Consider the following 24,812-nt stretch of genomic DNA (forward strand, 5'->3'; position numbering starts at 1 on the left):
AATGTCAGTATATAGTGTCAATTGTATTTAGTGAGGATATGTCTTCATAAATAACTGTTTTGCCATGGAAAAACACACTTTCCGTGAGCGTTTTTCCATGTCTGCGGCTCTGGCGCCGCAGTGTGCCAATTGAGGAGTAGGCAAATGAAGTCGAATTGGTCGGATGCGGATTTCAGCGCAATGGTTGGTGCCTATGAGAAAGCAGGTATCAACCGCGATGTTGCTATCCGCACATATACCACGCGTTTGCTAGGTTCGGAGCCAAAGCTCGTTCTCCATGGGGGGGGCAACACTTCTGTCAAGACCATTCTTAACGACCATGATGGCACTCCGGTTGAAGTCCTTTGTGTGAAAGGAAGTGGTTGGGATATGGGCAAGATCGAGCCAGCTGGCTTGCCTGCTCTCAATCTTGAACGCTTGAAGGCGATGGTCAATTATGAGACGCTCAGCGACGATGATATGGTGATGCTGCAACGCCGACTGCTGCTTGATCCGTCATCACCCAATCCATCCGTCGAAGCGATCCTCCATGCCATTCTACCGTTCAAACATGTTGATCACACGCATGCCAATGCGATTGTCGCGCTGACCAATCAACCAAACGGGGAAACAATCATTCGGGAGCTCTTTCCGGAAATGATTATCGTGCCCTACGTTATGCCAGGTTTTGATCTGTCAAAAGCCTGTCAGAAAGCCTTTTCGGAACGCCCGGACGCGCCGGGCATGATCCTGCTTAAACATGGCATTTTCACATGGTCGGAAGATCCCCGCATCGCCTATGAAAATATGATCGAAGCGATTGATCGGGCAGAGAAGCGGATCGCTCAGGGCAATCCGCGGCCTTTCGGCAATGCATGCAAGAATGCGCATACGGAAAAGCTTGCTTCAATTTCGGATATTGCGCCGATCCTGCGCGGCGCAATCGCGCTTCCGGGCAGGGAAGAAGGGCGTCCCCGCCGTTTTATCATGGAGCATCGCACGAGCGATGACATCCTTGATTTTTGTGGCGCTCCCAATGTTGTCGATCTTGTTCGCCGGGGAAATGCAACGCCGGAGCACGTCATCCATATCAAGCGCTATGGTGTATCGCTGCCTGTTCCTTATGCGCATGATCTTGAGAACTGGGCGCAGATCGTTAAAGACAGCATTGCGTCTTATGTTTCTGAATATGAAGCGTATTTTGAGCGAAACAATGCACGTGTGGGCGGTGGGAAAACCATGCTCGACCCGATGCCGCGGGTTTTCTATATCGACGGTATCGGCTTGTTTGCCGCGGGTGCAACACAAAAAGCAGCCCGTATCGGTGCGGATGTGGCTGAGGCGACAATCGACGTCATTCGTGGCGCTGAAGGGATTGATCAGTTCGAAGCGCTGAGTGAAGAAGATCTCTTCGACATTGAATATTGGTCGCTGGAACAGGTTAAGCTCGCCAAACAGACCGAGAAACTACTGACCCGTCAGGTCGCAGTCGTAACCGGTGGGGCAGGTGGTCTTGGTCTTGCCATTGCGGAACGTCTACGGGAACAAGGTGCCGAAATCGCACTGATTGATATTGATGCCGAGCGTGCAGCAGCGGAAGCAGAGCGGCTGGGTGGAAAAGCCATCACTTGTGATTTAACCGATCCTCAGTCCGCTGAAAAAGCGGTCGCGGAGATTGTTGCTGCTTTTGGTGGTGTTGATATTCTTGTTTCGAATGCCGGTGCGGCTTTTCAGGGGGCACTGCTGTCCGTTGATGACGCTCTGTTCAAGTCGGCATTTGATCTCAATTTCTGGAGCCATCATTACATCGCCCGCGCAGTCGTCAATGTTATGCAGCGTCAGAAAACCGGCGGTGCCATTGTCTTCAATGTCAGCAAGCAGGCCGTCAATCCGGGACCAGATTTCGGTCCTTACGGGACTTCAAAGGCAGCACTCATGGCCCTGATGCGCCAATATTCGTTAGAACATGCGGCAGATGGAATTACCGTGAATGCCGTCAATCCTGATCGTATTCGCACGGGTTTGATGACCGATGAAATGGTTGAGGAGCGTGCAGAGGCTCGTGGAGTGACGCCGGAAGTCTATATGCGCGGTAATTTGCTCAAGCGTGAAGTTTCGGCGAATGATGTTGCGGATGCTTTTTTGCATCTCATTTCTGCACGAACGTCAACAGGCGCGGTTATCACCGTCGATGGTGGAAATGTTGCTGCGATGATGCGCTGAATAAAACGCTAGAGCGGATCCATTGAACGCGGAATCGCGTTGAGGATTCCCTTCGTCGCCGAATTCTGATTCCATCGCTCCGACTAGTGATTTGGTTGGAGGCAATATGCCCCGGGCTTTCAGTGGTGATCTGCGTAGCCGCGTTCTGGCTGCGTCAAGGGATGGCATGTCAGCGCGTTAAGCGGCAGCCCGATTTGGGATTGGGATTTGAACAGTCATCGCCTGGATACTCACGAGCACTTCATCTTCAGCATGACTGAAGAGGCGAAGGACATCACGCTCTACGAGATGGTCTGGCGATTGTATGAGGAGAGAGCCGTATCGATTGGCCGCAGTGCGCTTGACGTCTGGCTGCGCAAGCGCAGCTTTACCTACAAAAAACGTATGGCCCGCCCGGTTGCAAGAGGATTTTACGGTGTTCTGATTAGTCTGCGTCACCGTATACGGTCTCATGAGCAAGCTCATGGCCAAGATGGACATCCGCACGCTTAGAGACCCAATAAAGACTTCGGCAACAGGTGCCATTTTTTTGGCCGGGTTTTGCAAATGCCGTTCGACTGTCAGGGCATCTTCACGATCCTCCTGCAAACTTCGCTGGCTACGCGTTCCTTTTATGTAGCCGATCCTATTACACAGCCACTGGGTAGCTGCGTTCAAAGCCAGTTAGGAACCAGTCCGAGCCAGGCACCCAGATCGGGCGCTTCCTTGAAGCTGCTTGCATCTCCCACTGCAGCCGCCAGGGCCGTAGCATTGCGTTCCAGTTGAACAAATTCAGTATTCAAAGTTTCGATCTTCGTGTCGAGGTCCTTCCATTCCACGCGTAAATCGCCAACCAGCTGACGCATACGTGGAGATAATATTTCGTTGCTCTCTGCGAGCAGAGCAGCAATGCCGATCTCGAACTTTTGCCGTCCGACCGGGAAGATGATCCCACGTTCCAACAGAATTGCGCGAAGCTGATTGATCAGATTCCTTCGCTCTGCCACAAGGCGACTACGCACCCGATGCAGTGTCTGGATATCCAGTTGCTCCTGGCTCTTAAGATCGATGAAACGCATGGTCGGTCGAGATGCAGCTTCGGCAATCCCCTCAGCGTCCCGATCATCGTTTTTCTGGGCCTTGATGTACGGGCGAACATATTCTGGCGACATCAGCTGGACCTCGTGGCCTTGTGCCGCAAACAGCCGACCAAGATGATGAGCTCCACAACACGCTTCCATCGCTACAACGCAAGTCGGGAGTTTCGTTACGTAATCAATTAGGGTCTGACTGTTGAATTCAGCCTGAATTTGACCCAGTTGTGTGTTTAAGGCTGATCCGCCACAGCGCATGTATCTTTTTGAATCCCATGCCTATTTCCGTCCTCGTGTTGGTTAACCCGAAATGGAAACCTGGCTCAGAACCAGACGAAAACCAACATTGGGTTGAGGTTTACCTCGATGGTAAGTGGTTTACTGTTGATGCCCGTCATAACCAGCCAAGGATAGGGCGGGTTCTCGTGGCGCGTAGCAGAGACGCAAGTGACATTCCGCTATTTTCAACCTTTGGGCCACATCAGCTTAACAGGTTTGAAGTCTGGACCGAAGAATACAAAGGCCTCCATTCAAATATCAGCAATCGCACCCGCTCATTGCGTTTAACAACTGCGCGCTATGGACCAGCTGGGCGATCCCCGAATGATTTGGGCTTGAGTCAATTTAGTAATGCTCTTATTTGAAAATGTGACATTTATCCTCAACCGTTTCGTTGAATAGATTTTCCTGAGTTTTTGGTGCTAATAATCATTTTCTCCCTGCTTCTTCCTCTGGCAATTCATGGTCGGGCGTAATGGAAGGTTGGGTCCAGTTCTATTAATAATGCCTTCCCGGTCTCAACGCTGATTTCAGAGTGCTGGACTTCGAAAGTGAAAACTCCCTTGGAACCAATTTTAGCGATGATCGTTGTTAAAATGGAGTTACAACAACATAGTTTAGGGAGATAGTTAGAATGAGCAGTACCTCAGATAAGGTATCCGGCAGGGCTAATGAAATCGCTGGTAAAGCTAAGCAATCTATTGGCAAAGCCATTGATGACAAAGAGATGTAAGCCAAAGGTCTGGCTCAGGAAGCCAAGGGCGATGCACAGCAGGCCAAAGGTAAGGCCAAACATTCTTTAAAGAGTGTTATCGATAAAGCCTGATAGATTGCGCATTTTGTAAAAAGCCCATTGCTTTAAGCGGTGAGCTTTCTGCGTATCGTGGTGAGCCCGATATCTGGGTTGCCTTGCCGGTAGCGGCTGTTGTATTTATTAAAGCCTAACCATTATTTTCCGTAAATAGTCCTCTTTTCGTATGCTTTAACAATTTAAACGCCAGCACTGCGTATCAATTTGCATCATAGGAACACGAACGGGCAAGAGGTATAATGCAGCGCGGACTTGGACGTGGTGACCACTCTTTAGCTGCAGCGCAGGAACAATCCCGGCTGCCCGCACTTGCAGCTGTCGCCGCGGTCGTTGCTATTCTATATTTTGCTCAAGACGTTTTCCTGCCCTTAGCAATTGCTGTCCTTTTAACCTTCATGCTGGCGCCGATTGTCTCTTATTTCAGACGTATCGGTTTACCGCGTTTGCCTGCCATTATCACCAGCGTTACGGGCGGGTTTCTGATTATTGGATTGTTTGGTGCAATTCTGGCGTTTCAAGTGAATGAAGTTGGTCAGAACATTGCGACCTATCAATACAATATCATTGAGAAAATTCGTACGCTCAAGGAAACTGGTACTGATAATGGTCTGCTTAATCGCCTGAACAGCTTTGCGGAACGTATTGGCGCGGAGATCAGTCAAGACGAGAGAAAAACTGTCGATAAGGCCGTCTCAGGACAACCCGAGCGCAAGCCAATTCTCGTAGAAATATTTTCTCAGCGAAATCCAGTTCAAACGCTTGAAACAATCGTAGGGCCGCTTATTGGGCCGCTTGCCACTTTGGGGCTCGTTATTGTGGTGGTGGTCTTCATGCTTCTCGAGAGAGAAGAATTACGAGATCGCTTTATTCGTCTGGTGGGTCATGGGGATCTTCATCGGACCACCTCAGCTTTGCAGGAGGCGGGTACGCGGGTGGGGCGCTATCTGCTCACACAGCTAGTTGTAAATATCAGTTATGGCGTGCCGCTGGGCATTGGGCTTTGGATTTTAGGTGTACCGAACGCAATTTTATGGGGCATGCTGGCAATAGTCTTACGATTTGCGCCATATATTGGTCCTGTCATCGCGGCTATAATGCCAATCTTTCTGGCATTTGCCATAGCACCCGGATGGGATCTACTTTTATGGACCATCGCGCTTTTCGTTTTGATTGAACTCATCAGCAACAATGTAATTGAGCCGTGGCTCTATGGATCGCGAACTGGCCTCTCACCTTTAGCAATTATCGTTTCTGCAATTTTCTGGACATGGTTATGGGGTCCGATTGGATTGATACTCTCAACGCCACTGACCGTATGTTTGGTCGTTCTGGGGCGCTATGTTCCGCAGTTTCGCTTTCTTGAAATTCTTTTTGGCTCGGATCCGGTACTCACTCCTGAAGAGAGGCTATATCAACGACTTCTGGCTGGTGATCCTAATGAGGCCACCGACAACGCGCTTGAATTATTATCTGAACAATTCTTGGTGGAATATTATGGCAACGTAGCCATTCCAGCGCTGCTTATTGCACAACAGGATCGCATTCGCGGCGTTCTCAGTGACACACAGCTACGACAGATTTCCCAGAGTTCCAGAATGCTGGTCGCAAATCTCAAACAAATAGCCGATGAAGAAGAGGATAATGAAGAAACTGTCTCTGTTGATGCATTATCAGATACCGAAGATGGCGAAATGTTACAAATCCCCTCAGGTGAAAACAGATCCATAATTTGTCTCGGAGGACGCGGTCCTTTTGACGATGTTACGGCTGCAATGCTGGCGCAGGTTTTGTCGGTTCAGGCAGCGCAAACCAAGGTGATTGATCAGGAGCAAACTCAACCCAGTCAATTGCGCAAGGAAGACATTGCGGGTGCCACTGCGATTGTTCTTTGCGTGCTCGATTTAGAGTCTGCACGTCGCGCCAAGTTTTCTTTACGGCGGCTGAGACGTCTCAATCCGGGAGCCCGTATCGGACTGGCGTTATGGCAGACAACCACGAACGAGACGATATTTGATCGCAAGAAATTGCAGCACGATAGCCACGCTGACTTTCTGACATTCAATCTTCTTGAAGCTGCAATCGAGTGTCTTTCCGATGCCGCGCCAAAAGTATTTAAAAATCCACGACCAATAATCTTAAGGAAGCTCACCGGTAAACCGAAGGGGTAGGCTCTATTCATCAAGTTTAAAACTATCAAAATTAAAACCAGCGATTATTGAGAGTGCATCCCTTTCGATCAAATCGGCGCTTTAATCATTGAATTCAACTTCATACTGAGCGACGATATATCGATAGGTTTGCGGATAACTTCGATATGCCGGAAGCGTTCAGGAATTGATGATTGATCACTATAACCAGTCATGAAGATGAATGGAATTCCGCGTTCAGAAAGATGCTCTGCGAGAGTCTCTGATGTAACGGAGCCAAGATTGAAATCCAAAATCGCTATGTGCGGATTAAAAGTCGTAAGTGTAGCCACTGCCTCTTCAGCGTTACTGATAAGTCTTATGTCCTGCGCACCCATTTCCCGCAGTGTGTCTTCAACGTCCATTGCGATAAGACTCTGGTCTTCAACTACGAGAATGGAAGTGCCATTCAGTTGAGGTTTTTCTGATATGCATAATGAATCCTCCTTAGTCATTATGAGCTCTTCGGAACTAACGTATGCTGCTGGAATTTGAAATGTTGCGTAGAGCCCCTCGGGTTTGTGTTCGATATGAACCTTTCCTCGCAAGTCATATTCAAAGGAGCTTCTGATCAGCTTGGTTCCAAAGCCGGTGCTTGTCGGTTGCACAACCACAGGACCTTGGCTCTCCTGCCAGATAATCCTGCATTCCCCATTCGCTTCGAGATGCCAGCTGATATCCAGCCGGCCATTGCTCGTGGACAGTGCGCCGTATTTTGCAGCATTGGTCATCATCTCATGTACAACCAGTGATAGAACACTGTAGGCCCGCTGATCCAGACTGAGTGCCTTACCTTCAAGAGAAACTTTTTCCAAGCCGGCACTGTCGCGATAAAGATTTGCCTCGCTTTCAATCAGCGTCTTAATCAACCCACTTTTTGTAATGTCGAGAGAGTGATCATGTGCGGCTGCGAGTGCACGAAGGCGTCCCTCCAGTGTGCGTGCATAGTCTTCGACATTCTGTGCGCCCATGCCTGTTTGTCTGGCGATAGATTTGACCAGAGAAAGAATGTTTTTAACTCGGTGATTTAGCTCGGCATTGAGAATACGGCGGCGCTGTTCTGTCCGAATGCGCTCTTTTTCCGAGATTTCGCTCTGGCGAAGTATGACATCTCGCAAATAGGTGGCGATTGCGCGACCGACCGAAAGATCGACAGTTGTCCATGGAGTAGAGCGACCTTTTACTTCCTCGCGCCATGTTTCAAAACTACCGCGTGGTGTCAGACGCTCTCCGAATGGGGTATTCACGACAGTTTTTACGGGTTCGCCAGCCCACTCAATCAGGTGCGCTTCTTCATTGCGAAATAAAATTAGATACTCGCCAAAAGTAACCGAAAGCGGAATTGCCAGAATTCCCGCAACATTACCGGATTGCTCTGGCAGAAACGTCTTTACTTCAGAAGTAGACCATATGTCACCAGCTGCCTGTTCTCGGGCCTTTTTCAGAAGATGTAGTGTCGAGTCTTGATCCAGCGTATCTCCATGCTGAAACCACTTGTCATTCATCCATATCGCAGCACCGTGACTGGAAACAAGTTTCGCAAATTCTGGCAACTGTCCAATGAGGTCTTCACGCATCGAACTATTTACGCCAAGTCGAGAAACGATAGTATCCAACTGTGCTCGCGCATCGGCAGCAGCTTGCAGTGTTGCGCGGCGTTCGCAGGCGGCAATGTGAAGTGAAAAATACTGGCCGAATAATTCAGCACCTATACGCAGCGGCAGAGGTGTCACTTTCGGGGCGTCATGATGGCATGCGATCAATCCCCAGAGTTCTCCATCCACGATTACGGATATAGAAAGCGAAGCTGCGACACCCATATTGTTCAGGTACTGACAATGAATTGGCGAAACACTTCGCAACTGCGCAAACGACATATCAACTGGTTCTTCGCCTAAGCTCAGTGCAGGGGTCAACGCCACAGGACTAGATGTCGTATCGGAAATCATCCGAATGGTATTGTTAACGTAGAGTCTGCGCGCCTGAACCGGAATATCACTCGCCGGAAAATGCTGCCCCATAAAGCTCGTTAATGATGCCGATTTCGCCTCAGCAATAACACGCCCGGCTCCGTTATGAAGAAAGCGATAAACCATCACCCGATCATAACCGAGCATGGCACGCATGAGACGGGCGGCCGCTGTTGCCGCACGATCAACGCTTTCCTCGCGTCCGAGCCTATGAATGACTGACCGCGTCAGATCCAGCGCTTGTCTTGCTGTCTGGCCACGATCAGGGCAAGGTTCAAACTCGATAAAAGTCTTACCATTGTGTGAGTGAACGATTGCGTCGAACAACGTTGGTCGTCCAGGAAATCGCAATCCTATCAAGATTGAAGATAGACCTGGGTCTCTTGCTTTGGCGGCAGCATTGCGAAAATCATGCGCATTTTTCTCGCCGATGATCAAAGAAATTTCAGTGCCAGGGATCAAATCGCCACTGTAGCCCGTTAACGAAACGACATTTGAAGAGGCATACAGCAAGCGCTGGCTTATCGGATCAACAACAAGCATAGCACCATGTGTTTGTATTGAGCCCGGAATATGAATAGGTTCGCGGTCGCAATTTGTGAGGTTAACCGGCTCAGATAGGGACATTATGAACGGCACACTTTCTCACGAAGTCAAATCAAAAGAGTATTTGTTGAGGGTGTCAATGGTAGCAAGGGCGAGTTTATTTATTTGCAATGCACCACTACGTCTGCAGATTTACTTCTGTTCATTTGAGGAATCGGTGAAACCAAATTTCCAATCAGCTTCATTCGTTATGTCTAAAAGTAACATAGCAAACGTCAATCGTCTGTCCACTTATGGACAGTTCCAGAGCGAATAAAGGAAACGTTCTCAATGAGCATTCAATCGATGCAAGATTTCTCAGATAACCTGCTGTTGATGATGCTCAGCGAGGAGGACCGAAAAAAATTGCTCCCCCATACAATTACCTATGATCTCGAAGCACTTACTATTTTGCATAAAGCCGGCGACGATGTTGTAAATACATGGTTTCCTTGCGGACCCGCGATGGCCAGTTTTCAAAGATGGGTAGATGAGGACAATAGTGCTGTCGAAATCGCATTAATCGGCAGAGAAGGTGCAATAGGTGGCATCGTTTCAAATGGTAGCCTTCCAGCCTATGCAACAGCAATAGTCCGTAATGCCGGTCGTTTCTACAGGATTAAAACGTCTGCTCTTGAGCAGGTCAAAATGGAATCGATCACTTTACGCCACTGGTTTGCGCGATACTCAGATTGCCTGATGGCGCAAGTCTTTCAAACGGCAGCCTGCAACGCAACCCATACAATTACCCAGCGAACGGCAAAATGGCTGCTGTCTGCATCTGCAAGAACAAATTCAGATCATTTTGAACTCACCCATGATCAGTTATCCGAAATGCTTGGTGTAGGACGAACGTTTGTAACAAGGACGATAGGGCAACTCCGCGCAGAAGGGGTAATTTCAACAAAGCGCGGTGTTGTTACCATTGAGGATGAGGCCGCATTGCGTAAAAAGTCATGCAACTGCACTACAGCCATAGAAGATCATTATGATGCTGTGATGCATGGAATTTATTAGGGCCGTTTAAAGAGGTTTAAAACACTTCTCGAAAAAAATGTTCGTTAAGATAAGCGTTTGCGAGACACTGTTACCTTACCCTAAGCGTAAACATCGTTGGCGATAACGGGTGATGACCAAACCTCGTTCTTCACTTTATCACCGCCATCGTTATCCCGCTGAGATAATTGCAGAAGCCGTATGGTTGTATTTCCGCTTTCCGTTAAGCTTTCGCATGATTGAAGACATGCTGGCCTATCGCGGGATCATCCTCACATATAAGCCACTGTACGAATGGGCCGAGAAGTTCGGACAGACCTTTGCCAGTAATATCCAATGCCGCTGACCGCGCCTTGGCTATAAATGGCATCTGGATGAATGTGTAATATCCATCAAAGGTGAGCATTACATTCTTTGGCGAGCGGTTGATCAGGATGGCTTTGTGTTGGATGTTCTGGTCCAGAAACGCCACAATACCAAGGCCGCCAAGCTTTTCATGCGCAAGCTTGTCTCTGCTCAGGGCTGTGCACTGCGGGTTATGGTCACCGATAAACTACGATCCTATGGCACTGCCAAACAAGCTATAGGCTTGAGCGTTTGCGACCACCGTCAGCATAAAGGTTTGAACAATCGGGCAGAAAATTCGCATCAACCAATCCGACGACGAAAGCGGGTTATGAAGCGCTTTAAATCAGCGAAACATGTGCAAAGCTTTACGTCGATACATGATCCGATCTACAACCTCAATTATTCCCCCCGAAACCAATTCAATGTCGCTGACTATCGTGAGTTACGGCAAGCCGCCACAAACATGTGGCGCGAAATCGCTTGCTTGAAATAAGCATAACAAATGCGTCAAAGAATGACTCACGTCTGTACTCTGCTTAACGTAACAGTGCCTATTTCCATTATACGTCTTCGGCACCCGAGCGACTGATATGGCGTTTTAGTAGCGCTGCAGCGAATTCAAAATCCTTGTTTTCGATGGCTTCGAGAATGTTTAAATGATCTTCGCAAGCCTTGCGAATGCGCTCTTCGCCCAGGCGATCAAAGTCAGAATATTCCGTCATTCGGCGCAGATGGTTCTGCCAGCGAACCGATTGTGTTAAAAAGCGATTATTCGCCCAGGAAACAATAGTTTCGTGAAAATTTGCATTCGCGTTGAACCAGAGATCCCGTGTGAGGCTCTGGATCGGCAAGGCCGATATTTCATTTTGCTCGCGTTGCAGAACTGTGAGCTGGCTGAGATCAGGCGCGTAGTCGGGTTGCGAAAGCGCACCGCATTCGATCACCAAGCGGAAAGCGTAGCTTTCATTGACCGCGCGCTCATTATCGAGTGACTCGGCAAAGCGCCAGCCATGGCCCGGAAGACGCTCTGCGAGACCTTCGGTGGCAAAACGCATCAAAACCCGGCGCACCGCGCCGCGCGTTGCAGCCAGCTGATCGGCAAGTTCGGCTTCCGACACTTCGTCGCCAACAGCACCCGAGGCGCGCGCACTCATCAGACGCCGGTAGAGCTCTTCCGCCTCCGATGGCGGCAGCAGATTGTCGTTGAGTTCGTCCGGGTCTGGAATGCGATGCAGCTGATATCCGCGATTGGGCGTCTGGCTGACAATACCCTGCTGCACAAGAAGATTGAGCACCTGACGCACGGGCGACCGCGATACACGGAGCTCCTTTGCAATGGCAGCATCCGACAGCCGGTCGCCGATATTCCAGCGTGCAGCGGATATGAGCGAGACCATTTTATGCGCGACTTCCGCCTGAAGACTGCTCAGGCCGGATTCGCCTTCCGTTGATCTCTTAACGTCCATATTCACGCGCAGCGCCCCCTGAATGTGCGTTCTCCCATGAACCTATGCTCAAAGAATACGGGATATTTCGCAATAGGCTATTTCTTTCTCGTATAGCCTATCCCATTGGAATGACAGAATGACTCTCTATAGGAAGGGTATAAATCAAATTGTTCCATATTCCAATAAAAAACTGTTGACTCCGCAATGATTGAATGTGAATTGTATTAAGAAGATACAAAATACAAAATATGGATTGAGTATGTCAGTTACCCCATTTCCATTCATTACAATTTCGGGCGTACCGGAAGAGCGCGGGCGCCAGTATGGGGTGCTGGCGGCGGAACGCATCCGGCGCAGCGCGGGTCTTTATTCCGGCACGCTCGACGCGTTTGGTCTTTCGCCTGAGCGCAGGCAAGGTCTTATCGAAGAATTTGCCGGCCGGATCGAGGAATTCGACGCGTCTTATGTCGAGGAAATGCGCGGCATCGCCAAAGGTGCGGATGTGCCGTTTGAGCAGATCGTCATGATCAATGCACGCACGGAAGTCGTTGCGATGGCGCGTGCGGAAACGGGTTCGCCTGATCCCGAAGAGCAGGATGACGGCTGCACCGGTGCTCTCATCATGCCTGCGAAAAGTGCTTCTGGTAATCTGGTTCATGGCCAGAACTGGGACTGGCGTTCTGAATGTGTGGAAACCGGCATTGTGCTGCGTGTTCGCAACAATAACGGTCCCGATTTTGTGACGTTTGTCGAGGCTGGTGGGCTGGCGCGCAGCGGCTTCAATGAAGCGGGAATCTCGATCACGGCCAATTATCTCGAATGCGAGCGCGACTATAAGAAGCTTGGCGTTCCTTTGGGTCTTGTGCGCCGCAAGGTGCTTGAGCAGGAGCATTTTGCCAAAGCAATCAAGGCTGTGGCTTCGACACCAAAATCCTGCTCAAACAATATCATGATTGCGACGAGCGCCGGTTTCGGCATCGATTTTGAATGTGCGCCGGATGAGTCCTTCCCGATCCTGCCGGAGAATGATCTGATCGTTCATGCCAATCATTGGGTTAGTCCAATTGCGCTGACGAAGCTGCGCGACACCGGCATCCCTTTTGTACCTGAAAGCTTCTACCGGGACTGGCGCGTTCGACAGTCTCTTGAATCACATGGTGGAAAAATTGGCCGCAAGGAGCTGAAGGAGGCACTCTTCGATGACTTCCTGACACCCTATGCAGTCTGCCGCCCGCCGCGTCCCGGCAATCACGACAATATCACGGCCACAGTTGCGATGGTGGTGATGGAAGCAGCGCTTGGCATGATGGAAATCGCGCCGCTGCCTGCTTTGAACCGCCAGTTTGCGACTTACTGTCTGCAGGATTATATGCCGCTACCGTCCGATGCTGCGCCACGCGCAAAATCCCTCTTTATCGAAGGCTAAAGAAATGCTGCGCTTTGCGCTCTCCAGAATAGGCATGGCCATACCAACATTGCTGATCGTGGCAGTGGCTGTGTTTGTGATTGTCCGGTTGATACCGGGCGATCCTGCAGCCCTGATGCTGGGCGATTCTGCGGATGCTGCGACGCTGGCCACGCTGCGCGAGCAGCTAGGCCTCAATCACAGTATCTTCACCCAGTTCTTGATCTGGGGTGGCAATGTTTTACATGGCGATCTTGGCGTTTCGATTGCCAACCAGCAGCCGGTGCTTCCGTTGGTTCTGGAGCGTTTTTCGGTCAGTGCGCGTATTGTCTTGTCAGCAGTGGTGCTCTCTACGCTTGTCGCTGTTCCGCTTGGAATGATCGCAGCCTGGAAGCAGAACAGCCTGACCGATCTGACGCTTGTGACCTGTGCCACCTTGCTGCTTTCGGTTCCGACATTCTGGATGGGCTTGCTGCTGTTGCTGGCCTTTGGACTCAAGCTCGGCTGGTTGCCGATTGTCGGTTATGTCAGCTTTGGTGAGAACCCATGGAAAGCGTTTCTCTATCTGGTTTTGCCGATCACCACACTGTTTCTGCATGAAATCGGCGTCATTCTGCGGATGGCGCGCGCCTCGACGCTTGAAGTGCTGAATCTGGATTACATCACCCATGCCCGCGCCAAGGGACTGCCGGAAGCGACCGTGATGTGGCGTCATGCTTTCCGTAATGCGTTTGGCCCGACCTGGACATTGTTGGGGCTGATCCTTGGCAATCTGCTTGGCGGTATTGCAGTTGTGGAAACCGTTTTCACGATTCCCGGACTTGGCAGGCTTCTGGTTGATGCGATCTTTGCTCGCGATTATCCCGTCATTCAGGGCTGTTTGCTGTTCACAGCCTGCGTTTATGTGCTGGTCAATCTGATCGTGGACCTTCTCTATCCGTTCTTCGACCCGAAGGTTACGGCAAAATGAAAAATCTCTCTCTCAACGCGATTATTGGCGGAACCCTGACCGCAACGCTTCTCACGATAGCGGTGGTAGGTTCTTTCTGGACGCCTTACAACCCGCTGGCCCTCGACTTTGCTGCGCGTCTTGCGCCGCCAAGTGCTGCGCATTGGCTGGGTACGGATGAATTTGGGCGCGACCAGCTGAGCCGTCTTATGAGAGGCGCATCGGCCAGTGTTTCAATCAGCGTGTTCACAGTCTTTCTTGCTACCCTCGGTGGAGTGCTTATCGGGGCGATCAGCGGCTTCTTGCGTGGCTGGTTCGACCGGCTGTTGATGATGGTCAATGATGCTTTGCTGGCATTCCCCGGCATATTGATGGCGCTTGGTTTGTTGGCCGTCTTTGGTGCCAACAAGAACGGAATCATCTTGGCACTTGCTCTGGCCTATATGTCTTCCGTGATCCGCGTGGTCCGTGGCACGGTTTTGAGCCTGCGTGAACGGGAGTTCGTTGAGGCCTCCCGCGTCATGGGAAACTCGGAAATCTATACGATGGTGCGCCATATTCTGCCCAACTGTCTGGCGCCTGTTCTGGTCATGGCAACGTCCATGTGCGGCTGGGCAATTCTTGCAGAAAGCTCGCTCAGCTTTCTGGGTCTGGGTGTGCCGCCGCCAGCGCCGACTTGGGGCAATATGCTGGCGGGAAGCCGTAATTTTATTGAGCAGGCCGTTTGGCTTGGTATCTTCCCCGGCCTTGCAATTTCGCTGTCGCTGCTTGGTATTAATCTTCTTGGTGACGCGTTGCGCGACCGCCTCGACCCACGTATGAGGAAGCGCTCATGACTTCCGCGCCCCTGCTTGAAATCGACCATGTCAGCCTGCGCGTTGGCGACAGTGCGCTGGAGATCGTCAAGCGCGCATCCTTCTCCATAAAAGCTGGCGAAATTCTTGGCATCGTTGGTGAATCCGGCTCCGGCAAAACCATCCTCGCGAGGGCCATTATGGGGCTGGTTCCGGCGTCCATTAAAACAAGTCATGGTGCGATCCGCTTCAAGGGGCAGAACGTGTCAACGATGTCGCCGACCGCTTTGCGCGGGCTGCGTGGCGATGGCATTGCCATGATCTTTCAGGAGCCGATGACTTCGCTCACCCCGTCACTGACCATCGGGCGGCAGCTTGAAGAAGGGCTGGAACTGCACTTTCCAGCCGAGAAGGCACAACATGCCGACTGGATCAGAGCCATGTTGTTGCGTGTTGGTATTGCCGATCCTGATCGGGCGATTGAGGCGTTCCCACATGAGTTCTCAGGCGGAATGCGCCAGCGCATCATGATAGCCTGCGCGATGCTCATGAAGCCTGATCTGCTGATCGCGGACGAGCCGACCACTGCGCTTGATGCCGTTATCCAGCGCGAGGTTATGGAGTTGCTGGTCGATCTCACGCGGGAACGTGGCACGACCGTTTTGCTGATCAGCCACGATCTTCCAATGATTGCGCGCTATTCCAAACGTGTGGTTGTGATGCGTCATGGTGAAGTGGTTGAAACGGGTGATACCGCGGATGTTCTTGCAAAGCCCCGGCATGATTACACCCGCAAACTGCTTTCGACATTACCGGTTCGTGGGCCTGCACGCGTGGTTCCAAAGGCTGATCCGCTGATCAGCGTGCGCGATCTTGTTGTCGATTTTGAAGGCCGGGGTGGCTGGTTCAAGAAAGCGGGCGGCAAGCGAGCTCTGCATGGGGTTACGATTGATGTTCTGCCCAACGAGGTTGTTGCAGTGGTTGGCGGCTCGGGTTCGGGCAAGACCACAGCCGCGCGCGTGATGGCCGGACTAATCAAGCCGAGCGAAGGGAAGTTGCTGTTCAAGGGACAGCCTGTCGAGAGACGTTCATCCCATTATCAGGATTATCGTTATCACACGCAGATGGTGTTTCAGGACCCTTATTCATCACTCGATCCGCGTATGAAAGTGGGCGAGTTGGTCGGTGAGGCGCTGCGTTTCTCGAAAGAGCTTTCGTCAAGCCAGAAAGTGGATCGTGTTCGCGAAACACTGGAGGACGTTGGCCTCGGTGGAGACTATGCCAATCGCTATGCGCATGAAATGTCGGGCGGTCAGCGTCAGCGTGTGGCGATTGCGCGTGCGCTCGTTCGCCGTCCCGCTTTTGTCATTGCGGATGAAGCAGTCTCGGCGCTTGACGTAACGGTGCGTGCGCAGGTTCTCGATCTCTTCGCCAAGCTGCAGCAGAGCTATGGCTTCGGTTGCCTGTTCATTACTCATGATCTGGGCGTGGTTGAACAAATTGCCGATCGTGTGGTCGTGATGAATGACGGTCGCATTATAGAGCAGGGAACGCGCGACGATATTTTTGACGCGCCGCAAAACGACTATACCCGACGTCTTTTGTCAGCCATTCCAATGCTCGAACTGACGGGTGAGGGTGGCGTCAAACTCAAATGGCGCGGTGACAAAGCAAATACGAAATCCGGAGAGGAGGGCGGTCATGTCCATCACTGAGGAAAAGCCTGTCAGCAAGCGGCAGGGCCATGGCAAAAAACTCAGCTTCTACGATTTCGGCGCGACGACGTTTTTTGCAAGTCAGTTTGATCAGCGTTTCAGTTACTGCCTTTATGTCCCCGAGGACTATGATGAGGACGGTACCGAAACGCACGAATTAATCGTCATCATTCACGGGACGGGGCGGACGGCGGCACAATATCGCGATCACTTTGCAAGTTTTGCGCAAAAGAACCGCTGCATTGTTCTGGCGCCGCTGTTTCCTGCGGGCATCGTCGTGCAGGGCGATCTTGCCAACTACAAGCGCATCGAGTTTCACGGCATTCGCTTTGACCATATTCTGCTGTCGATGATCGACGAAGTGGCCGCCAAGTATCGCCTCAAAAGCAATCGCGCCATCATGTACGGCTTTTCGGGCGGCGGGCAGTTCTGCCAGCGCTTTTTCATGTTGCATCCTCACAGGCTCAAGGCCGTCTCTATCGGAGCACCGGGCGTCGTAACTCTGCTCAATGCCGATTATGACTGGTGGGTTGGCGTTCGCGATGTTGAAGCACGTTTTGGCTGCCGCATTGATCTTGAAGCAATGAAGGCTGTTACGGTTCATACAGTGATCGGTGAGGAAGATATCGCAACTTGGGAAATCGCCATCCCGCGTGAAAGCGCCTTCTGGATGGACGGCGCCGATCTGCAGGGCGATTGCCGGATCGACCGCATTGAAGCACTGGCCAAGTCTTTTGAGGCGCATGGCATCGCGGTTCGCAGGGACAGGGTGCCGGGCGTGGCCCATGAGCCTTTCAAAGTGCTGGAGCCGGTCGAAGCATTTTTCGCGGACGTGTTGAGGTCACAAAGCTGACCATAGCGCTAAATCAAAAACAAAAAGGGGAAACCAAAATGTTCAATCCAATTTCAATCCGCTCTGCACTCAGCATGGCGCTTCTTGGTCTCAGCGCCACATCCTTCCAAGCATATGCTGCAGACGATGAGACCTTGCGCGTCGCCATTCACTCTGATGTTGCGAGCATCAATCCGGGCGTCAATCGCGATGCCAATGCCGATATGGTTGTTGCCCATATTGCCGAAGGTCTGGTCGCTTATGGCGACGACCTCGCAATCAAGCCGATGCTGGCAGAGAGCTGGACCTCGAATGCCGATCATACGGTCTATGAATTCAAATTGCGCAAAGGCGTCAAGTTCCAGAATGGCAAAGACCTGACTGCCAAGGATGTCGTCTGGAATTTCGAGCGTTATCTCAAGCCGGATACAGCGTTTCAATGCGTCAATCGCTATAATGGCAAGGTAGACTCCGAATTGAAGTCCGTCGAGGCTGTTGATGACAGCACGGTGCGTTTTAGTTTTGCGACACCTGCGCCAAATTTCGTCATTACCATGGCTACCATCCAGTGCACGCCATGGATATTGAGTCCGGAATCCGTTGATGCAGATGGCAAATTTGTAAAGCCGATTGGCACCGGTCCCTATGCTTTTTCCAAATGGGAGCGTGGTCGTTATCTGGACCTGACCCGTTTCGATGATTACGCGGCTCTGCCCGGCGATGTCGACGGTCTGGTGGGGAACAAGAAAGGCCATGTAAAGACCATTCAGTTCATGACTGTTCCTGATTCAAGCACACGCACCAATGGCTTGCTTTCCGGTGAGATCGACTTCATCGATGAAGTGGAGCCAACAGGCGTCAAGGATCTGGAAGCGAAAGGCATGAAGGTCAATGTGCAGCAGACGCCAGCATGGATGGTGCTTCAGATACAATCTGCTTCCGATAAACTCAAAGATCCGCAGATACGTCAGGCGATTGCGCATGCGATTGACCTTGATCAGCTTGCGGCCGCCATCGGCGAGGGGATGTACACGCCTAATCCTTCGGTTATTGCACCAAACACCATCTATTCCGATAATCAGGCAGCCGCATGGCCGGCATACGATCCAGCCAAAGCGCAGGAGCTGTTGACGAAGGCGGGATATAAGGGTGAACCGATCGGCCTTTTGGTCGCCAACCGCCAGAACCGTGTACAGGTTGCTACAATTATTCAGGCATTCCTTGCAGCCTCCGGCATCAATGCACAGCTTGAGGTGCGTGATTGGGCGACACAACTCGACCAGTATCGCCGTGGCGCCTATGAACTTGCCGTTTTCGCTTATTCCGCCCGTCTTGATCCGCTTTTGTCTTTCCAGTCAATGATCGGTGACAAGAAGGCGGATGCCGCACGCCAGTGGGATGATGCCGAGGCGGAAGAGCTTCTCAAGCAGGTTTCAGTGACAAGCGATGTCGAAGAACGCAAGAAGCTTTTCAACGAGCTCAATACGCTGATGGCTGAACAGGTTCCAATCCTTGGTCTGGTCAATTTGCCGTCTATCACGGCGACGGGCCCGAAAGTGAATGATTACAAAGGCTGGGCAGGCGATACAGATCGCTTCTGGATGATCAGCAAGGAACAATAAAACGCTCCGCTTGGTGAGCTTAGCATTGGGATAACCCCATGACGTCTAAATCGTTTGACTACACCCGGGCCGATGCGGTCGGTTTGGGAGAGGCCATTCGCGCCAAAATTCTGTCGCCGCATGAGGCTGTTCATGAGGCATTTGCAGCCATTGATCGCTGCAATCCCGAGCTGAATGCTGTGATCCATGAGATGCGCGATCAAGCGGAAGAACAGCTTAAATCGCTGCCAGAAGGTCCGCTTAAGGGTGTTCCGGTTTTATTGAAGGATGATTGCCCTTCCTATTCCGGTGCAGCAATGTCCTTTGGATGTCGTGCGGCAGAGGGAAATATCTCGCAGCGCGATCATGAACTCGTCAAACGCTATAAATCCGCTGGTTTGGTGGTGATAGGCAAGACCAATCTGCCTGAGTTTTCCTGTAATATCGCAACGGAATCTTCGCTTCATGGTCCGGCACTTAATCCGTGGGATGTGACACGCAGCATTGGCGGTTCTTCCGGCGGTGCGGCAGCGGCCGTTGCCGCGCGTATGGTGCCTGTGGCTTATGGTAATGACGGAGCAGGCTCGATCCGTATCCCCGCATCTTGTGGCGGGCTTTTCGGGCTGCGTCCGTCGCGCGGGCGTGTCCCATGCGGTCCGGTCTCGACAGAAAACTGGGGCGGAATGGTCAGCCATCATGTTTTGACGCGTTCAGTTCGCGATTCCGCAATGATGCTTGATCTGACGGATGCTCTTGAACCGGGTTCGCTTTATGCGGCCCCGGCCAAGACGGACCTGTTCGTCAACAGTGTCAGAACGGCACCGCAAAAGCTTCGTATTGGAGTTTGGCAACAGTCTGATCTCAATCAAGCTCTCGACGAGAAGACAGTAGCAGCACTTGAGGCGACGATTGCGTTGTGCGAACGGCTCGGACATAATGTTGTTCGGGTAAAGCCAGATTTTGATGGTATTCAGCTTGCAGATGCCATACAAAAACTGATCGCTGTTTATACCGCAATTGAAGTGGCGGATGTTGCCGCGACAATGGCAAAGCCTGCCAATGACCTCTATTTTGAGCCTTCAAATCTGGGGTTGGCCTCTTATGGCAATAGCTTGACCGCCACAGACGTCATTCAGGCGCGTTTAACCGCCAACAGTACCGCGCGCAGTTTTGGTCGCCTGTTTGAAGAATGCGATGTGGTGTTAAGCCCGATCATGCCGGTTGGATCATTTCCGCTTGGGATGCTCGACGTGCGCTCACCCGACTGGAAGGGGTTTGCCCGGCAGTTTCTCGAACTGACAACCTTCACCCATCCGGTCAACGCTGCTGGGTTGCCTGCGATGAGTGTTCCCCTCCATGAAACGTCTGATGGTTTGCCGATCGGTAGCCAGTTCATTGCTCCTTATGGGGCCGAAAATTTGCTATTCGAACTTGCAGGTCAGTTGGAAGCCATGTGCCCATGGTCTGATCGACTGCCCGCTATTCACGCCTGAAATCAAGAGACAAGCGATGCTCTATACAAAGCCCTATTTCCAGCCGTCCGATACGACCGAGGTTTTCGATCTCGTTGATAGAACGGTGCTTGGTACTTTGATCACCAGCCATGAGGGAGGCGTTGCTATATCGCACCCCGTCTTCATGATGGATCGGACACGCGGCGAAAACGGCACGCTGGTCTCGCATGTTGCTGCATCCAACAATCACGTTGAATTTCTGCAACGCGGCCTGCCATCAATCGCAATCCTGATGGATGCTGGTCACTATGTATCATCGTCATGGTATCCGGGTTATCCAGAAAGGGACAGCGCGCCGACTTGGAGTTTTATGGTTGCTCATATTCACGGCGCGCCCAAAATCCTGTCGGAAGCAGCGACCGCCAAACATCTCCACGAGCTCGTCAAACATATGGAAAAGGGTCGTGATAAGCCTTGGCAGATGAAGGAACTCGGTCCCGGTGGTCTGGAGCGGCGTCTGCCCAATATCGTCGGCTACGAAATGCCGATTGAGAAGATGGAAATCAAGTTCAAGCTCGGGCAGGACGAACGGTCGGCAGATATGAGTGCTGCGATCAAAAAACTGCGTGAAGAGGGGCGGGAAGACGTTGCCGAAATGATGGCGCGTCATTGCAAGCTTTAGAAATTCAAATGGGGAATTGGGGTTGATGACGGGGCGGGGCGCTTTGTCCATATCAGGCACGTAATCCAGCATTCACAGTTATAGCAGGCAGCCGGTTTTAGCGAGTTCCGGCAGTCTGTTCTTAGCACGACGGAAAGTCTCTTTCCGCCGAAAAACTCTTATTGTCTAAAATCAAAGGGGACACCTACTCAAATGAAGAAAATTCTAGCTGCATCGGTCGCTGTTCTGGCAATGTCGCAAGTGGCATCGGCTGCCGATACCATTGTTGCACCCGAGCCTGAAGCTGTTGAATATGTTCGCGTTTGCGATGCCTATGGCAAGGGTTATTTCTATATTCCCGGAACCGAAACCTGCCTGCGTTTTGCTGGTTATGTGCGTTATGATGTTAGCGGTGGTGATTATGCTTATGCACGTGTTCCAAGCACCAAAAAAATGGATACGTACGGGCAGCTGACCCGTTTTACTTTCCGCACATTTACTGGGAGCGAAACTGAACTCGGCACCCTCAAGACAGTCACCGAAACGCGCTATCAGTGGTACAATGGCGCAGATTCTTCATCGTCCGGCTCTCTGCGTTTGGGCTTTATCGAACTTGGTGGTCTGCGCGTTGGTCTCGACCAGTCTGCATTCGTCACCTTCTCTGATTATCTCGGCAATGTGCTGAACGATGACGTCATTCTGGCCGGCGGGTATCGCACAAATCTCATCAGCTATACCTACAAAAACAAGGAAGGCTTCTCGGCCATTTTGTCGCTTGAACAAGGCGGTAATTCAGACGCCGACGTTGATGTTACCATCGATGATTATATGCCGCATGTCGTCGGAGGGCTGAAATATGCTCAATCATGGGGCAGTATTGCTGGCGTAGCTGCCTATGATGCGCGTAACGAAGAATGGGCTGCTAAGGTCAAGGTTGATCTCAAGCTGAATGACAAATTTTCTCTCTGGTCGCAGTTCGCCTATAAATCAAATGATGATCATTATAAAGCTAATGCCAATGGCGAAGTCTATCGTATTGTAGATAGTTTCTATGGTACATGGGGTGGCGATTGGGCTTTGTGGGGTGGACTTGCCTATCAGGCAACTAAGAAAGCCAAAATCAATTTACAAGTTGGCTATGATGCCAGCGAAACCCTGATGGCCACTGGCAATGTCAGTTATGCATTAGTACCCGGATTTAACATCACGCCTGAAGTTACCTATGTTCAGTGGAACAACAAGCGTATCGCTCTGGATGGACAGGATGCGCTTGGTTTGAAACTACGTTTCCAGCGCTCGTTCTGATCGTTAAATATAAGCATGAGGCTGTTCAATATTGAGCAGCCTCATGTTGGTTTTGCGCCGAAAAAATGTTTTAAGTATTGCGTTATTACCGCAATCTCTTTTTCCAGTGTTCCGAAGCAACTCCACTCATCTTATAATGAATAACATCAGGCCATGAAAACTGACCTGCTGTTTGAACAGGTCTAAAGATGATCGCGCGGAATGGTTTGCTCCCAGGTACGCTGTTTGACGTCTTTGCCGTTTTCCTTTGCGCTCAGAACGCCTGAAATATAGAAATTCTGATGATCCGAACGAAGGCTGGTCGTTGTTTCAATATCAATCATCCAGCCTTCGCGACCCATCTGATAGGCTTGTGTCAGAACATAAGACGCCGACAACGGATCATTGTCATTGATGCGTAGCTCACGCTTGAGGCTATGGCTCAACTGTGTGCCGAGATCGTCAAAGCGCAAAATGCCTTCGCCAAACAAACCGCCAATACCTTCTGTCACATAGAGCGTTTCGCCGGTGACGTGATCTTGCTCGGTCCAGCGGCGCACGCTGCCCGGATCAAGCTGGGTCATTGGTGTTGCCGGGCCATGCGCTGGCTTCTGGAAGACGACCTTTGCGTCATCGGCAGATGGCTGACGCACAGGCAGATCAAGAACCGACGAAGCGGTGTCGAGCGTCAGTGTTACGCGCTTAGGCGATGGCCAGACCATCGGCCAGTAGCCGGTCGCAACCGAAAGACGGATGCGATGGCCTTTCTTGAAGCTGTAACCCGTATCGTTGAGTTTGATTGCGATTTCATAGGTCTTACCCGGAACCAGCATTTCCGGCTTGTCATGGCCATTGACGTGGTTGAGGTTGAAAACCTGATAGCTGACGCGGGTGATACGGCCATCGGGCAGAATATCACTGAGACGCAGCGAAACCTGTGCAACCGGCTGATCGACAGTGAACTTCAGGCGAGCAACCGGCGCACCGAGAATTTCGAGGTCATCAGTCAGAACAGCGGTATCGAAGTTGAGCGAGCCGCCATCGTCAAGACGCTGGTCGGTTGGGTGTTCGCCAGGGCAACCGGTCGCCATCCATTCGCCGCCGGCCTTGCCGTGGCTGTTTGGTGACGAGATCGAGAGTACACCCTTAGCTGCATCAGCCTTGCCCAAACTGAAGTCAGCACCAAGTGCAAAAGGCTTCGGCGTGATTTCGGTCGATGGCCAGTTCTGTTCGCCAACCCAACGGCCATTGGTAAAGTCGCGCGAGCCGGTTGGGTCGATAGTGTCGCAGACATAAGCGCGCAGCTTCGGCTCATCCATGATGCCGGTCTCGATGCCTTTGAGCCACTGGTCCCACCAACGCACTGCTTCCTGCAAGAAGCCGATTGCAGGACCCGGCAGGCCGTCTTGTGGATAGACATGACCCCATGGGCCGATAATGCCGCGCGCTGGAACCTGAAGGTTTTCGAGCAGGCGTGGAACGGCATTGGTGTAGCTGTCGGCCCATGCGCCAATGGCGAGAACCGGGCACTGGATTGCAGACCAATCTTCGCAGATCGAGCCATGCTTCCAATATTCGTCGTAATGCTGATGTTCGAGCCAGAGGGCAGGGAAGAACGGCAGGCGCTCCAGACGTTCAATCCATGCGTCGCGCCAACCGTCACCCACGATTGCCGGATCAAGCGGACGCGACTGATAGGCGAGCATGATTGTGCCCCACCACAGATTATCATTGAGCAGAAGACCGCCCATATAATGAATGTCGTCTGTGAAGCGATTGTCGGTCGAATAGGCGGTGATGATCGCCTTTAATGCTGGCGGACGGCAAGCAGCAACCTGAAGGCCATTGAATCCACCCCAGCTTTTGCCCATCATGCCGACATTGCCGCTGCACCATGGCTGTTCGGCTATCCAGGCGATGACTTCAAGCGCATCATCCTGTTCTTGCTGAAGATATTCATCAGCCATATGCCCGTCGGATTCACCCGTACCACGCATGTCAACGCGAATTGCGGCATAGCCGTTCTGCGCGAAATAGCCGTGCATTGGCTCATCGCGGCCACGTGTGCCATCGCGTTTGCGATAAGGGATGTATTCGAGAACGGCCGGAACCGGATTTTGCTCGGCGCCTTCAGGCAGCCACAGGCGCGCGCCCAGGCGCGTGCCATCCTTGAGGGTGATCCACAGATGTTCAGTGACGTTTACGGTCATGATAGGGTC

At 51.6% G+C, this 24,812-nt stretch carries 15 protein-coding genes and 5 pseudogenes; 16 read left to right on the forward strand and 4 right to left on the reverse strand.

Annotated elements, in window-relative coordinates; all coding sequences use genetic code 11:
* Window positions 1–144 precede the first annotated feature (144 nt).
* Both U2P60_RS20935 and U2P60_RS20940 read left to right on the forward strand, forming a co-directional pair.
* Window positions 145–2,202: a bifunctional aldolase/short-chain dehydrogenase gene (locus U2P60_RS20935; protein WP_413574301.1), complete on the forward strand. Its 2,058-nt coding sequence runs from the start codon at window positions 145–147 to the stop codon at window positions 2,200–2,202.
* A 216-nt stretch (window positions 2,203–2,418) separates the two neighbouring features.
* A pseudogene (locus U2P60_RS20940) lies at window positions 2,419–2,592 on the forward strand (IS630 family transposase); the annotation flags it as partial.
* A gap of 275 nt (window positions 2,593–2,867) precedes the next feature.
* On the opposite strand, the pseudogene U2P60_RS20945 reads toward U2P60_RS20940, so the two are convergent.
* A pseudogene (locus tag U2P60_RS20945) lies at window positions 2,868–3,467 on the reverse strand (IS110 family transposase); the annotation flags it as partial.
* A 155-nt stretch (window positions 3,468–3,622) separates the two neighbouring features.
* Between U2P60_RS20945 and U2P60_RS20950 the strand changes: the two are divergent.
* The 3 genes and pseudogenes from U2P60_RS20950 to U2P60_RS20960 form a co-directional block, all read left to right on the forward strand.
* Window positions 3,623–3,919 (forward strand): annotated as a pseudogene (locus tag U2P60_RS20950) (transglutaminase family protein); the annotation flags it as partial.
* A gap of 269 nt (window positions 3,920–4,188) precedes the next feature.
* Window positions 4,189–4,380, forward strand: a pseudogene (locus U2P60_RS20955) (CsbD family protein).
* A 224-nt stretch (window positions 4,381–4,604) separates the two neighbouring features.
* Window positions 4,605–6,533: an AI-2E family transporter gene (locus U2P60_RS20960; protein ID WP_413574302.1), complete on the forward strand. Its 1,929-nt coding sequence runs from the start codon at window positions 4,605–4,607 to the stop codon at window positions 6,531–6,533.
* Between the two features lie 68 nt (window positions 6,534–6,601).
* On the opposite strand, the gene U2P60_RS20965 is transcribed toward U2P60_RS20960, so the two are convergent.
* Window positions 6,602–9,148 (reverse strand): HWE histidine kinase domain-containing protein, encoded by a 2,547-nt coding sequence (locus U2P60_RS20965; RefSeq protein WP_413574360.1) that lies wholly within the window; start codon window positions 9,146–9,148, stop codon window positions 6,602–6,604.
* 249 nt (window positions 9,149–9,397) lie between these two features.
* Between U2P60_RS20965 and U2P60_RS20970 the strand changes: the two genes are divergently transcribed.
* Both U2P60_RS20970 and U2P60_RS20975 read left to right on the forward strand, forming a co-directional pair.
* The gene (locus tag U2P60_RS20970) at window positions 9,398–10,123 is read left to right on the forward strand and encodes a Crp/Fnr family transcriptional regulator (protein WP_313830127.1); all 726 of its coding nucleotides are present in this window, start codon (window positions 9,398–9,400) and stop codon (window positions 10,121–10,123) included.
* 112 nt (window positions 10,124–10,235) lie between these two features.
* Window positions 10,236–10,943, forward strand: a pseudogene (locus U2P60_RS20975) (IS6 family transposase).
* 67 nt (window positions 10,944–11,010) lie between these two features.
* Here U2P60_RS20975 and U2P60_RS20980 read toward each other — a convergent pair.
* The gene (locus U2P60_RS20980) at window positions 11,011–11,916 is read right to left on the reverse strand and encodes a GntR family transcriptional regulator (protein WP_413574361.1); all 906 of its coding nucleotides are present in this window, start codon (window positions 11,914–11,916) and stop codon (window positions 11,011–11,013) included.
* A 241-nt stretch (window positions 11,917–12,157) separates the two neighbouring features.
* Here U2P60_RS20980 and U2P60_RS20985 point away from each other — a divergent pair, with 241 nt between their 5' ends.
* From U2P60_RS20985 to U2P60_RS21025, 9 genes are all read left to right on the forward strand, one after another.
* Window positions 12,158–13,324 carry a C45 family autoproteolytic acyltransferase/hydolase gene (locus U2P60_RS20985; protein WP_413574303.1) on the forward strand — a complete coding sequence of 389 codons (1,167 nt, stop codon included), beginning with the start codon at window positions 12,158–12,160 and terminating at the stop codon, window positions 13,322–13,324.
* A 4-nt stretch (window positions 13,325–13,328) separates the two neighbouring features.
* Entirely contained in the window at window positions 13,329–14,273 is a 945-nt protein-coding gene (locus U2P60_RS20990; RefSeq protein WP_413574304.1) for an ABC transporter permease, read from the forward strand.
* Window positions 14,270–15,088, forward strand: coding sequence for an ABC transporter permease (locus U2P60_RS20995; protein ID WP_007878271.1), 819 nt, complete (start codon window positions 14,270–14,272; stop codon window positions 15,086–15,088). The genes U2P60_RS20990 and U2P60_RS20995 overlap by 4 nt, the downstream gene beginning before the upstream one ends.
* Entirely contained in the window at window positions 15,085–16,761 is a 1,677-nt protein-coding gene (locus U2P60_RS21000; RefSeq protein WP_413574305.1) for an ABC transporter ATP-binding protein, read from the forward strand. The genes U2P60_RS20995 and U2P60_RS21000 overlap by 4 nt, the downstream gene beginning before the upstream one ends.
* Window positions 16,748–17,614: an alpha/beta hydrolase gene (locus U2P60_RS21005; RefSeq protein ID WP_413574306.1), complete on the forward strand. Its 867-nt coding sequence runs from the start codon at window positions 16,748–16,750 to the stop codon at window positions 17,612–17,614. Before U2P60_RS21000 ends, U2P60_RS21005 begins: the two co-directional genes overlap by 14 nt.
* A 38-nt stretch (window positions 17,615–17,652) precedes the next feature.
* Complete coding sequence (locus tag U2P60_RS21010) at window positions 17,653–19,215, forward strand: ABC transporter substrate-binding protein (RefSeq protein ID WP_413574307.1); 1,563 nt, start codon at window positions 17,653–17,655, stop codon at window positions 19,213–19,215.
* A 38-nt stretch (window positions 19,216–19,253) separates the two neighbouring features.
* On the forward strand, window positions 19,254–20,687 hold the full coding sequence (locus U2P60_RS21015) for an amidase (protein WP_413574308.1): 1,434 nt from the start codon (window positions 19,254–19,256) through the stop codon (window positions 20,685–20,687).
* A 16-nt stretch (window positions 20,688–20,703) separates the two neighbouring features.
* Window positions 20,704–21,330 (forward strand): FMN-binding negative transcriptional regulator, encoded by a 627-nt coding sequence (locus U2P60_RS21020; protein WP_413574309.1) that lies wholly within the window; start codon window positions 20,704–20,706, stop codon window positions 21,328–21,330.
* A gap of 192 nt (window positions 21,331–21,522) precedes the next feature.
* Window positions 21,523–22,614 carry a porin gene (locus U2P60_RS21025; protein ID WP_413574310.1) on the forward strand — a complete coding sequence of 364 codons (1,092 nt, stop codon included), beginning with the start codon at window positions 21,523–21,525 and terminating at the stop codon, window positions 22,612–22,614.
* A gap of 182 nt (window positions 22,615–22,796) precedes the next feature.
* On the opposite strand, the gene U2P60_RS21030 is transcribed toward U2P60_RS21025, so the two are convergent.
* The gene (locus tag U2P60_RS21030; RefSeq protein WP_413574311.1) at window positions 22,797–24,803 is read right to left on the reverse strand and encodes a CocE/NonD family hydrolase; all 2,007 of its coding nucleotides are present in this window, start codon (window positions 24,801–24,803) and stop codon (window positions 22,797–22,799) included.
* Window positions 24,804–24,812: the final 9 nt, after the last annotated feature.

Source organism: Brucella sp. H1_1004 (genome assembly GCF_047308065.1).
In the GTDB taxonomy this organism is placed as follows: Bacteria; Pseudomonadota; Alphaproteobacteria; order Rhizobiales; family Rhizobiaceae; genus Brucella; species Brucella pseudogrignonensis_B.